We start from the raw sequence: 12488 nt of genomic DNA on the forward strand, positions 1-12488 counted from the left end.
CTTTAATCGTTCACTGTTCATTTAAGGAGTGGATAGGTTTTCTTTTTCACCCTCATTCTCTCCCAGCGCGGTGGCTCTAGTTCTTCTTTTGCCACCGTTCTCATCTTTGGTTAGTCTAAACTACAGCAATTTAATGTGAAGTTGCATATATCTCGATCCCCCTAAATCCCCCTTAAGAAGGGGGACTTTGAGAAGAATCTTGTCCCCCCCTCCCACCAGGGGGGTTAGGGGGGATCAGATTCTATGCAGCCTCATAAAAAATTGGTATTATCTTATTTGCTAATAGGTTGCTTCGGCCAAGTAAACCGAAAAGTTGCTCCCTCACCTTCGGCCGATTCCAGAGAAATAGTGCCGCCTTGAGATTCGACAATTTTCTTCACCAGCGACAAACCAATGCCAGTATTTTCAACTTTATCGCGAGCTTCCAAGGTCTGAAAAATCACAAAAACTTTATCGTGATATTGAGGAGCAATCCCCGGCCCGTCATCAGCTACAGCAAACTCGTAAAAATTCTCTAACTCCTTAAACGATATGTTTACGCGGCCGGATTCATTTCTATTGTGTTTCATGGCGTTGCTAATTAAATTAGAAAAAACTTGCTGCAACGGCAATCTTTCAGTCACAAAAGTTGGCATTCCCGGTTCAACTTTTACTTCAAATCCTGACGGCGGTGCCAACGAATCAATAATTTCTGCTAATAACTTCCCAACTTTTACAGTTTCTGAAGCCAGTTGAATGCGTCCGACGCGGGAATATTGCAGCAGTCCCTCAATCAATGATTCCATCCGGTGAACTCTGCCGCGCAGCAGGTTCATTTGGTGCAGAGTATCCTCTGTCATCGAATCGCTGAGGTCTTCTTCTATCCAACTGCTGAGATTTGCGATCGCCCTAAGCGGCGCTTTCAAATCGTGAGAAACTACATAAGCAAACTGATCTAACTCTTGATTCCGCTTTCTCAACACACTCGTCGTTTGAGCCAGCGAGTTCGCCGTCCACCTCAATTCTTCAGCGTGCAACCGCAACGATTCCTCAGCTTGTTTGCGTTCCCTAATATCTTCTACCACACCCATCAGCAATTGAGTGCCATTTTGTTCTTGCAGCAGCGAAACCGTCAAGTTTACCCACACTAACTCTCCGTCTTTGCAGAGATAGCGCTTTTCTATACAGTAATTATCAATTTTTCTGGCTAATAATTGGTCTAAAAGTTCCAGTTCGTTTCCTAAATCTTGTCCAAAAGTAATATCCTGAAAATTTTTAGCCATCAATTCTTGACGGCTGTAGCCGACAATTTTGCAAAGTTTTTGATTGACTAACAGCAACTTGCCATCCACACTCGCTTGAGCCATGCCGACTGCGGCTTGTTCAAAAGTATCGCGAAACCGCTGCGCGATTTCGGCTAAAGCACTTTCTGAGCGCTTGCGATCGCTAATATCGTTGCTAATTTCCAAAATAGCCTGGGGTCGATCTCGATCGTCGCGCTGCAAAGTCCACCGACTCGCCACCGTAATTTTTGTGCCGTCTTCCTTGGTACGCACCAGTTCCCCTTGCCAATATCCCCGCTCGAAAAACACTTTTTGAATTTCGTCAAAAGGCTGCGTCCATTCTGTGTGCAAAAGCTCGTGAATATTTTTTCCTATTGCTTGCGAATTCCGCCACCCGTAGAGCCACTTCGCCCCCAAATTCCAATAAGAAATCACCCCGTTCAAGTCGAGTACCGCGATCGTATCGTTCGCAAAATCCAGCATTTGCGCTTGCTTGCGGAGAGTTTCCTCAGCTTGTTTCCGTCCTCCCACATCGCGGCAAATCGCAACAAACAACCGTTGATTTGCCAGACACATTTCGCTGATGGCAAGCTCCATCGGAAACTTGGTGCCGTCGCTGCGAATTCCGACAGTTTCTTGCTGGTAAGTCTTCAGTTTAGCATCGGGATTTAAGACAAAATATTCGATCGCACAATCTCCCGCGCTGCTGTCGGGCTGCGGTTGAGCTATCAGTTGGCGCAGGTTCGAGCCAATTAGGCGATCGGCTTTTTCGCCAAAAATCCGTTCTGCTGCCGCATTAAAAGACTCAATATTGCCCGATTCATCTAAAGTAATAATCCCATCAGCCGCATTGTCTACCACAGCTTGAATGCGAGTTTTACTTTCTTGCAAGCCTGCTTGCCGCTTCCTCAATTCCTGGTCTAAACTATGAAATAAATACCAGGAAGCTGCTCCACCCAGACAGCCGACAAGCAAACCAGCAAATTGCAGGAAATTAATTAAATCTACCAACTCACCTACTCGTCCCTCTAAAGCCTTCTGGTAGGCTTGGCTCGCATCAGCAAACGCATCAATTTTTTCGCGCAGCTTATCCATCTTCAATTTATCTCGAACTAACACCTGAATTATTTCCGGCGACTGAACTTTTGTTCCCGCACTGTCGAGCTTATTCAGAGTGTTTTGCAATACAATTATTTGCTGTTCGGTACTTTGTTTAATTTCTGCAAATCCCTGAGCTGGCAGTTGATTTTCTGCCACCGCGATTTCGAGTTGAGCCAGCAGCGGAGGCAAGCTCTTCTTTGCTTCTAAATATGGTGCTAGAAAATCGCGGCGCTTCGTCAACCCGTAACCCCGAATGCCCGTTTCCGCATCCACCACAGTGGTTAACAAGCGGTTGGTTCCGTGAAGTATTTCCTTATTAGTATCTGCTCGCTTTCTTATCTGTATTGCACTATCCCGGAGTCCTGCAATTGCAATCAGCGAAGCAAACAGACAAATCACGGGGATAGCAACGATGACAGTTCCCCGCTGGCGAATTGGTCGGTCTGTCCATACAAAGTGGACGAAGCGATCGAGCAAATACTTCACGGATATTCTGAGTAGAAAGTTTGCTGTTAGTATATCGCTTTTTGGCAATCAATGCTATTGAATAGCTCGTTTTTTTGTATTGGGCGATCGCCCGGGCGCAACCGTAGAAACTAGATCGTGCCCCGGCGATGGCTAGCTACTGACAGTGACAGAAGATTTTTTAGCAAGGTTTTTAAGCCCAGACAACGAGAAGGAAAAGCGTTTTTTCGGCAGCGAGACAGCAGGTACAGCAGAAAGACTTGTTTCTACTTTACTTTCGTTTTCGCTTTCGGCTTTGGGTTTCAAACTAGAGTCTGTTTCGCAAACATTCTGAACTGTTGGGACTACAGTCCATTTGCCTGTAGTGGGATCGCGATAAGAAGTGAAAGGATTTATTTTTAGCGGTTGACTGCAAGGTTTAATCATCTCAATGCACTCCTTTAATTTTGAGAACTTATCGACTGCTGTCGATGATATTGCTATCTCGGCAGTAGAGGCAGCAGTTTGAAGGTTTAAGGGAGAAGGCAAAAAGCCGAATAGTGTTTCTGGGTTCTGATGCCTTTGATAATTCCTGATTTCCTATTAACTTTTGCCTTCTACTGGTTAGCGACGATAGCATTACTTTTACCAAATTGCCTTTCTATAGGCAATACCCCCACCCCCCCTGTGGCAGGTTGAGGTGCGAATTTTGAATACAGCAAGGCTTTATATCCTGGTTGTGGCACAAGTTTGGGATATTGAAAATATTCTAGGCTGGGAAAAAATGCGACTGTGTGATCCGCAACAGAGGTCGATCGCGATCGGTATCACAATTAACAGGTTATTGGTTATTAGTTATTGGTTATTGGTTGTTGGTTGTTGGTTGTTGGCTATGGGGCAATACGGTTTACTTAAGATGGTCATTGCGAGGAACGAAGCAATCGCAGCATCTATTTTTCATAGCGATTTACCCCCAGGGCAGTCTTAAGTAAACGGTATTGGGCTATGGGGAATAATTGCATCTTTTACCCATCCGTTAAATCCATTCCGTGCTCGTTGCCTTTTTCTAACAATGTTCGATCGCGCGGACAGCACTAATGACTGGGAGCATCTCATGTTTGTAAAAAGAATTTTTTTATTTGAGTGCTGTCCCCGCTCGCGTATTGTACAATACGCGAGCGGGGGCGCTCGCACTATAAATGAAAAAATGAAAAACTCAGATACTCCCCGCTCGCGTGCTTATACACGCACGCGAGCGGGGACAGCACTATAAATAATGCAAAACTGAGATGCTCTCCATCGCGTGCTCGTTGCCTTCTTCCTTCTCCCTTCTCCCTTCTTTCTTATGACCAATGACCAATGACTGAAGTCAACTGTCAACTGTCAACTGTCAACTGTCAACTGTCAACTTTGACCTTTAATTGAACAGTAAAAGTAGAGCCAACACCTAACTGACTCTCAAGAGTAATATCGCCGCCCATCATCTGGCAAAACAAACGGCTAATCGCCAATCCCAAACCAGTGCCTCCGTACTTGCGAGTAGTCGAAGCATCCCCTTGCATAAAAGGTTGAAACAAACCCTGCTGTTGTTGTTCAGACATTCCAATCCCCGTATCAGATACCCGCAAATAAACCCAATCGCTATCGCCGGCTGGCTCGCGAGTGGCGCCCAGCAGCACCGTTCCACCTTCGGTAAACTTGAGGGCATTCGAGAGCAAATTGAACAAAATTTGCCTGACTTTAGTTAAATCTGCATACATTACTCCCAAATTTGGAGAGCAAGAAACTTCTAATTGATTGTGATTTTTTTCAACTAAAGGGTGCAAAGTTGCAACAACTTCTTCTATTAAATTGCCGAGGTCAAATTCTTCTAAGTAAACCTCCATCCGACCGGCTTCTATCTTAGAAAGGTCGAGAATATCGTTAATTAAATTCAGCAAGTGTTTGCCGGCGTTACGAATTTTTTGGGTATCGGGGATGAAGTCATCGAGTCCGGAGTCCAGTGCTTCTTCTTCTAGCATTTCGCTGTAACCGATAATGGCGTTGAGCGGCGTCCGCAGTTCGTGGCTCATATTGGCTAAAAAAGTGCTTTTAGCTCTGGAAGCTGCTTCTGCTTTGTGTAAGGCTTCTTGCAAGGCGATTTCGGCTCTTTTACGATCGGCAATTTCGCTGCGGAGCAGTTGATTGGTGGCGGTGATTTGAGCGGTGCGCTGATCGACGGTCATTTCTAGCTGCGCTTTGGCTTTGGAGAGTGCTTCCTGAGCTCGCTGACGTTCAAATCCTTCGATCGCCAGCGCGACTAAATTTGCTAAAGAATCGGCGAAGGTACGCTCCTCCAGAGCCCACTCGCGGGGCGCGCCGATATGTTCTATGGAGAGGATGCCCACGATCTGGCCGCCGAGCCTAATTGCTACATTTAAGATCGATGAATTTGGCTTGCTTTTATTCGGCAGCACGCCTGAATGTTCGGCGATCGATGATAAGTGACACAAGTTTGTTTCGATCGAGTTTTGAGTGTGCGGCGCCGGTTCTAAACCATTGTCTTCAGCTAGATTTTCGCCCGGCGCGTCGTTTTCTATATCTAAAATTGAAAATTTTAAATCGCTTGCTGATATGCACTGGCGGCTCAAATGATGCTCGTGAGTGCGATCGTACAAGTCGAGACAAACTAATTTGAGGTTGGGGATTTTAAATTGAGAATGATTGAGCGACTCGTTATCGTTTCGGGGGGCCGCCTCTGTATCGAGACATTGTTTTTGGTTGTGGGCGATCGCTCTGTGGGTAAAATTTAGCTGAGGAGCGATCGGGTAGCCAGTTCCCAATCTGTCGTGGTTGTAAAGCCAGACGCTGACTTTTTCCACCTCCAAAGTGCGCGCAGCAGCCTCAGTAATTTCGCGAATTCCCACAGTCAGCGCACCGCTGTTGAGGGTTCTCTGCCGCCCTAGTTGCAACAAAGCCAGACTCTGGCGCCGCAGCCGCTTTTCGCTCTCTTGGAGAATGTTTTCTGCTTGCTTGCGCTGAGTGAGATCGTACAAGGCGCACAATGCCGTCGGCTGACTCTTAAACTGGAGGGACTGAACCGAGAGCATTGCCCAGAAAGGGGTTCCGTCTGATTTTTTGCAGTGGAGTTCGTAGTTTTGCAGGTATCCGTCTTGCGCGAGGGCGTCGAGTACCTTTGGGCGATCGGCGGGGTTGACGTAAAAGTCTGGGGTGCGACAGCCGATCAATTCTTCTAGGGGTATGTTTAGCAGAGAAGCCAATTGAGCGTTTGCATAAAGTATTAAGCCGTCCGAGAGACGAGAAACCAATACCGGAACGGGAGTTGCCGAGGCGATCGCCCGAAACTGCTGTTCGCTTTCGCGCACCGCCAACTGAGCTTGAGAGAGCAAGTGAGCTTCCATCGTATCCGAATGTTGGGTGGTAGTCTCCAGCAAGATTTCTAGATCGGACTTTTCACATTTCAAGTTTTCTAGTTCCGCACTCAGTCGTTGAACGTCCAGAAGTAGCTGTTCTCTCGATGGTTCTTCCTGCATAGCAATTGAAAATTGGTAATTTTTAGTCTGTGCTGAAGTTTTTTACAGTTTGGTGCTAACTTATATTTGCATGGTTCTTCAGGCGCCCTCATCCTGGTTGCCCAAGGCGGGATAGGCGAACACCTTTACCTTGTGCGATTTACTATTCCAATTCTAAGTGCAAGGAAGGCATCAGCCGCTGCAAGTTCTTCAGCGATTTTCCCTGCCATGGTATCTGTTTTGAGCCTTGTATGGTAATTTGAATATTTTTTAGCTGGCGCACTTCGATCGCAAATCTTGATATAATGTTAATTCCTGAACTATTTAAAAATTCTAGTTTTCGCAAGTCTAGAGTAATCATATTAGGCGAAGAGTCCGTCACTTCGTTTAGCAGATCGACGATCGGCGCGTATTCTTCCATCTGGCCGATCCGAAACGAGCCGCAGCAGGTAACTGTTTGGGTAGCGCGATCGTACTCAATGCTGTAATCTTTGGTCTGAATATTCATACTTTTGTCACTTGTCGGTTATGAACGGTAAAAGGGCTTTGGCTGCGGGAGCGAGGATGGAGAGTCAGTCGATTTTAGATTTAAAAATTGAAGAATGAGAGATTTGCTACTCCATAGATGAATCTGGGAGCAGGAACCTAATTCTCAAATTTGGGGTGGCTGGCGACTCCTATCTGGCACTTCTATCCGTGTTTGGGCGGAGTCACCGAATAGCAGGGGTTTGAAGCCCTTACTCAGGTCGGCAGATTGTGATAAGAACGGACTGTTGAATCTCCGTTCTTATCACTTCGCTGTCAACTGTCAACTGTCAACTGTCAACTGTCAACTGTTTAAGCTGGCACGATCCAAGCTGGGCCGTTTGCCTTTGTTTGTCTAACTTGCACTGGATATAATGCCAACTGTATCATTGTCAGAGGGTACTTAGGAGTGTTTTTGGGGATTGATCTGTTGCGATGCAATTTGAAAAAAATCGTGTAACTGTAGACCAGCTCTAAACCCTGGTAGTCATCAATTATTGCCAATCTTAAATCTTCTATACTCCAACAATGTAATGCGAAAATTGTATAAGTTGTCAAGGTAGACGAGACCTGATTTTGCTGAAGCGATCGCGATCGATCGATTCTGTTTTTTAGATTGAGTTGCCATTGACAAAATCACCAAAATGTGAGAAATATTTCATACCTGGTACAGCAGTAAGTTGGAGAATATTTAATGGCAATTTCAGAAATTACAGAAAAGCTTTTGGCTGCTAAAAAAGCTAAGGGAATTAGTTTTGCCGAGTTGGAAAAAGTTTTGGGTCGCGACGAAGTTTGGATTGCGGCGGTTTTTTACCGTCAAGCTACCGCATCGGTCGATGAAGCCGAGAAAATTGTCTCGGCTTTGGGATTGGATGGCGAGACGGCTGCGGTGCTCTGCGAACCTCCGTTAAAAGGTTCTTTGGATCCAACAGTTCCGGTTGACCCGTTGATTTATCGCTTCTATGAAATTATGCAGGTGTACGGGATGCCGCTCAAAGCAGTGATCCACGAAAAATTCGGTGACGGGATTATGAGCGCGATCGACTTTAGTTTGGATGTCGAGAAAGAAATAGACCCAAAAGGCGATCGAGTGAAAATAATTATGTCGGGAAAATTTTTGGAATACAAAAAATGGTAAGCCCGTGCCGCTTTGCTTCAAGGGAAAATAAAAACTTCAAAATTTGGTTGCATGAGTCATGAGTCATGAGTCATGAGTGATGGATCAAAAGTGTTAACTTAGAAATAGAGAGCGCGAAGCTTGAGCAGGCAAAAAATTGAGACAAGCCCCTGACTTAACTCGTGTAGAGCCCCAAGTTTTAGACGAAGATTCAACCTCCCAAATTTATCCGTGGAGTAAATCTAAAATCTAAAATCTAAAATCTAAAATCGACTGACTGGCTTGGGTGTCCGTTCGGGAAGCCTTTCTAGGGCAGAGAATCGGTCGATTCCGGCGCAACTGGGCCAGTCTAACAAGCAACCGCAACCGTAAAGTAAGAGGCTAAATATGTCAAAATATGACTCCCATCTCAGATGCTCCTTTTGCGGCAAATCGCAGGAGTACGTCCGCAAGTTAATAGCTGGGCCCGGCGTGTACATTTGCGATGAATGCGTGGAACTGTGCAATGAAATTTTAGAAGAGGAGTTTTTTGACTCCAGCAAAACAATTGGTCAACAGATTCCCCAGTCAGAGGTGCGAGAGTCTCAGGGACAAGGAACGAAACGCCCGAGTCGATCGAGCAAATCGAAAATTGTTCTAGCGCAAATTCCCAAACCCACAGAAATTAAACAGCATTTAGACAACCACGTCATCGGCCAGCACTCAGCCAAAAAAGTCCTGTCTGTAGCAGTTTACAACCATTACAAGCGCTTGAGCGTAGACCAAGCCAAAGACAGCGGCAAGTCTTCCCCCGACAGCGATGTGGAACTGCAAAAATCCAACATCATGCTAGTCGGGCCCACAGGTTGCGGCAAAACCTTGTTAGCGCAAAGTTTGGCGCAAATGCTCGAAGTCCCGTTTGCGGTAGCCGATGCGACGACGCTGACAGAAGCTGGATATGTCGGCGACGATGTAGAAAATATCTTGCTGCGGCTGTTGCAAATGTCAGATTTTGATGTCGAATCGGCGCAGCGCGGGATTATTTATATTGATGAAATTGACAAGATTGCTCGCAAAAGCGAAAACACTTCGATAACCAGAGATGTATCGGGAGAGGGAGTGCAGCAAGCGCTACTAAAAATGTTGGAAGGAACGGTGGTTAACGTGCCCCCGCAAGGTGGCCGCAAACATCCTTACCAAGATTTTATTCAAGTTGACACGAGCAAGATTCTATTTATTTGTGGCGGTGCTTTTGTCGGTTTAGAAAAAATAGTTGACCAGCGTTTGGGTAAAAAATCTTTGGGCTTTATTCAGCCAACAGAAACTGAAAGCAACTCGACTTTGCCGGCAAAAGATAAGCGGGCGGCTGATATTTTGCAGCAGGTACAGCCGGATGATTTGGTTAAGTTTGGTTTAATTCCTGAGTTTGTGGGGCGGATTCCGGTGGTGACGGTGATTTCGCCGCTGGATGAAGCGGCGTTGATGCAGATTTTGACTGAACCCCGGAATGCGCTGGTGAAGCAGTATCAGAAGCTGTTGAAGATGGATAGCGTGGAGTTGGAATTTGAGCCGGATGCGCTGCGGGCGATCGCGCAGGAGGCCTACCGACGCAAAACCGGCGCGAGAGCTCTCCGCAGCATTTTAGAGGAGTTAATGCTCGATGTGATGTACGAATTGCCTTCTCGCAAGGATGTGGCTCACTGTACGATTACGAAGGAAATGGTCGAGAAGCGATCGACTGCCGAATTGCTGTGGCATCCCGCTTGGCACAAACAGCACGAAACAGCTTAATTTTTAGAGTGTGCAGTGCGCACCTACAAGCCGTAAGGTTGCGCATTGCCTGCGAAGATTTTAGGATCTGTCGATCGGTTACAGTCAAATAAAATGAGTTCTAATCAATCAGGTGGCGATGAGTCAGTAACTAATCAGTCACCATTAGCCAAACTACTCTGTGGAAATGTCGTTCCTGATGGAGGTGAAATTGATGAGGTTCTAAGTCATTTATCCGCGTCAATTGATAATGTTGTTAAAGAGCTAGTAACACTCCAATCCCTCAGTGATAACCAAATTTCATTATTTGCCCCATTTTTAGGGAGAAGTATACTGGAATTGGGATGTACCGCACTAATTGCGAGGCTCGATCCTTTTAGAGTCCTCCTCCTTAGGGAATGTCAAAAGCAGCCCAATTATCGAATAGATAAGGCTAATAAGTCCTCTATACGTTGGCAAGGTGATGTTTTCGCGGACAAGGTTACGGATCTTTGGGCTGATAAGTCACTGCAAAACCCTACTAGAGCTTTGCTTGGAGATTATTATAAGACACTAATATGGTCTGCTAACTTTGATAAGCTGTTGGATGCAATCAGAGATGTCAGCGGGGATGAATGGATAGTCAATCTTAGAACAAAAGATTTTGAAAGATTCTATCCTGAAACTTTAAATGATTTTTCAAGTCTCTACTCTGAACTTTCAAAAGGAATACATCACGAACTGGTGATTCCTTTAAGTTCAGCATTGGATCGAGAAACAACTCAACGACTGATAGAGAAAACTGTTCGTAATATCGCTACCCTTGGGTTAATTGTTTCTGTAGTCAGTCATGCACTGAATAAACTCGATATTCAAGTAGCGATCGCAGCTTATAAAGAAATTCAAGAAATGGGAGTTTTCTAATGGTTAATGCTATTTCTGAAAATCCATCACTGATTTTAGCAGCAGAAGATTGTTCGCCTGAAGAGTTTGAGCAACTGCATTATTTCTCAAAACAAGAGCAGCGTTTTATTTCTAATTTGATTGCTCACGGCCCAGTGTTATTAAAAGGGGCACGTGGTAGTGGAAAAAGTGCGCTTATGATAGAAGCATCGAGAAGAATGTATCCTGAAAAAAATCTAAGCTCTGCATTTGGCATATACATCAGTCTTCGTCATCTTGAATTACTCAGAAGTGAAGGTAAGAAGTATGAAATAATGTTATGCCAGCTAATAATTGATGCCGTAAATAAGGCTGTTATTAAAGCAGGTAATTTCTTTGAGTTTGAAGCTTTGCCAAACATCACATCACTTCAGAGAAAATTATCTAGTTTATCGAGTGCATCTGGGAAAAGGATAGTTATTTTATTTGATGACGCGGCTCACATTGGTCGGGAAGCTCCGCTGCATGAATTTTTCGATATATTTCGGACTTTATCGAGCAGTACAATATCATGTAAAGCTGCTATTTACCCTGGAGTTACTAATTTTGGAACAAGGTTTGATGTATATAATGATGCTACGGTGATCGATGTTTCAAGGAATGATGAACTACAAGACTATAATACCAACTTTGCCGAGATAATTAGAAAAAGGTTTTATCAGCGACTTCCTGAAGAGTCTTTCTCTGGTCAATTGACTTTAGAAAATGTTGCGGGGTTTATGGGACGGGCTGTACTTGGAAACATGAGGGGATTTATATTTGCATGGAATAGTCTGTCGGGAAACTGTGGAGAAAACAAGATTAATTTAGCCCATATAACCAAGACACTGATAGACCTTGCCAGTAATTACTATTGGCCCTTGATTGAAGAGCTTAAGCCCAAACTTGGCATATATGCACCAATGCTCGATCCTGCAACGGAGATTGCAGAATCAATATTTCAGCAGGCTGGTGAGCAAAATAAGCAGAATGTACTTATTTTAAGAGAAATTGCACAACGTCTATCAAAGCCGTTAGAACTACTTGAATATACTGGATTTATTTCAATTCGAGATGTTTCACGGGCAATGAAATCGAGAGGACGAGGAACAAGATATAGCTTGAATCTATGCACATTGTTGGAAAAAACTACGAAAGCTCGGGTTACTAATGAAATTTATACTAGGTGGTTAAATGGGCAAAATGAGAGAAATGAGCCTTTAGAATTACACAAAGCAAGTGAATTGTTTAAAATTCAATTGCCTGAATTACCTGAGCATGGCGAAATGCTAATCTTAGAGGAAGATATTAGCAAACTCGAAAAATCTCAGGCATATCGTTATGGACTCACCCAGCATAAAATTGATATACTAAAAGATGCTGGGTACGTCACTGTGTCAAAATTAGCAGAAGCCAGCGACGAGTCTTTGTTAAACCTTAGAGACATAGGTTCGGAAAGCTTAAAGCGAATCCGCAGTACAGTTGCTCAAGCGATCTGGATGTAACCAAAAGCTAATACCAGTTCCCTAAAAATAGGTGACGCGGCCGCCCAAACTATTGTATCCGAGTTCGCGGGTTACTTGATAGCCATGTGTGGAAAAGTCGGGAAAAGCGTTCATAAGGTTTGTAGTGAGGACTTCAGTCCGCAGAAATATCAGAGGACTAAAGTCCTTACTACGAACCGGGTTAATTTATGTGGGTAGATATTAAAACTTGCTGTTACCAAGATAACTTTTTTGGGAAAGGGCGGCAAGCGTTCATAAGGTTTGTAGTGAGGACTTCAGTCCGCAGAAATATCAGAGGACTAAAGTCCTTACTACGAACCGGGTTAATTTATGTGGGTAGATATTAAAACTTGCTTTTACCAACATAACTTTT

General features: G+C 44.6%; 9 protein-coding genes. 5 read left to right on the plus strand and 4 right to left on the minus strand.

The genetic code is table 11. The features are described from left to right. Window positions 1-272: 272 nt before the first annotated feature. Both QZ918_RS12470 and QZ918_RS12475 read right to left on the minus strand, forming a co-directional pair. Window positions 273-2897 carry a PAS domain S-box protein gene (locus QZ918_RS12470; protein WP_293335351.1) on the minus strand — a complete coding sequence of 875 codons (2625 nt, stop codon included), beginning with the start codon at window positions 2895-2897 and terminating at the stop codon, window positions 273-275. An 84-nt stretch (window positions 2898-2981) separates the two neighbouring features. Next, window positions 2982-3254: a hypothetical protein gene (locus QZ918_RS12475; RefSeq protein ID WP_293335353.1), complete on the minus strand. Its 273-nt coding sequence runs from the start codon at window positions 3252-3254 to the stop codon at window positions 2982-2984. Between the two features lie 262 nt (window positions 3255-3516). On the opposite strand from QZ918_RS12475, the gene QZ918_RS12480 reads away from it, so the two are divergent. Continuing rightward, window positions 3517-3795, plus strand: coding sequence for a hypothetical protein (locus tag QZ918_RS12480; protein WP_293335356.1), 279 nt, complete (start codon window positions 3517-3519; stop codon window positions 3793-3795). Window positions 3796-4204: 409 nt separating this feature from the next. Here QZ918_RS12480 and QZ918_RS12485 read toward each other — a convergent pair whose 3' ends face one another. Next, entirely contained in the window at window positions 4205-6340 is a 2136-nt protein-coding gene (locus tag QZ918_RS12485) for a sensor histidine kinase (RefSeq protein WP_293335358.1), read from the minus strand. A 142-nt stretch (window positions 6341-6482) separates the two neighbouring features. Continuing rightward, complete coding sequence (locus QZ918_RS12490; protein ID WP_293146491.1) at window positions 6483-6827, minus strand: slr1659 superfamily regulator; 345 nt, start codon at window positions 6825-6827, stop codon at window positions 6483-6485. A gap of 711 nt (window positions 6828-7538) precedes the next feature. Here QZ918_RS12490 and cynS point away from each other — a divergent pair. From cynS to QZ918_RS12510, 4 genes are all read left to right on the plus strand, one after another. Continuing rightward, entirely contained in the window at window positions 7539-7982 is a 444-nt protein-coding gene (cynS, locus tag QZ918_RS12495; RefSeq protein ID WP_293335360.1) for a cyanase, read from the plus strand. A 366-nt stretch (window positions 7983-8348) separates the two neighbouring features. Next, window positions 8349-9731 carry an ATP-dependent protease ATP-binding subunit ClpX gene (gene clpX, locus QZ918_RS12500; RefSeq protein ID WP_293146495.1) on the plus strand — a complete coding sequence of 461 codons (1383 nt, stop codon included), beginning with the start codon at window positions 8349-8351 and terminating at the stop codon, window positions 9729-9731. Between the two features lie 93 nt (window positions 9732-9824). Further along, complete coding sequence (locus QZ918_RS12505; RefSeq protein WP_293335362.1) at window positions 9825-10613, plus strand: hypothetical protein; 789 nt, start codon at window positions 9825-9827, stop codon at window positions 10611-10613. Beyond that, window positions 10613-12115 (plus strand): hypothetical protein, encoded by a 1503-nt coding sequence (locus QZ918_RS12510; protein WP_293335364.1) that lies wholly within the window; start codon window positions 10613-10615, stop codon window positions 12113-12115. Before QZ918_RS12505 ends, QZ918_RS12510 begins: the two co-directional genes overlap by 1 nt. The last annotated feature ends 373 nt before the right edge of the window (window positions 12116-12488 follow it).

Origin of the sequence: Microcoleus sp. CAWBG58 (assembly GCF_020883045.1) — a bacterium.
Lineage (GTDB): Bacteria > Cyanobacteriota > Cyanobacteriia > Cyanobacteriales > Microcoleaceae > Microcoleus.

Bases quoted from the DNA above. Each gene is read 5' to 3' on its own strand.
- QZ918_RS12475 (WP_293335353.1), bottom strand. From the start codon at position 3,254: ATGATTAAACCTTGCAGTCAACCGCTAAAAATAAATCCTTTCACTTCT.
- QZ918_RS12485 (WP_293335358.1), bottom strand. From the start codon at position 6,340: ATGCAGGAAGAACCATCGAGAGAACAGCTACTTCTGGACGTTCAACGA.
- QZ918_RS12490 (WP_293146491.1), bottom strand. From the start codon at position 6,827: ATGAATATTCAGACCAAAGATTACAGCATTGAGTACGATCGCGCTACC.
- cynS (WP_293335360.1), top strand. From the start codon at position 7,539: ATGGCAATTTCAGAAATTACAGAAAAGCTTTTGGCTGCTAAAAAAGCT.
- clpX (WP_293146495.1), top strand. From the start codon at position 8,349: ATGTCAAAATATGACTCCCATCTCAGATGCTCCTTTTGCGGCAAATCG.
- QZ918_RS12505 (WP_293335362.1), top strand. From the start codon at position 9,825: ATGAGTTCTAATCAATCAGGTGGCGATGAGTCAGTAACTAATCAGTCA.
- QZ918_RS12510 (WP_293335364.1), top strand. From the start codon at position 10,613: ATGGTTAATGCTATTTCTGAAAATCCATCACTGATTTTAGCAGCAGAA.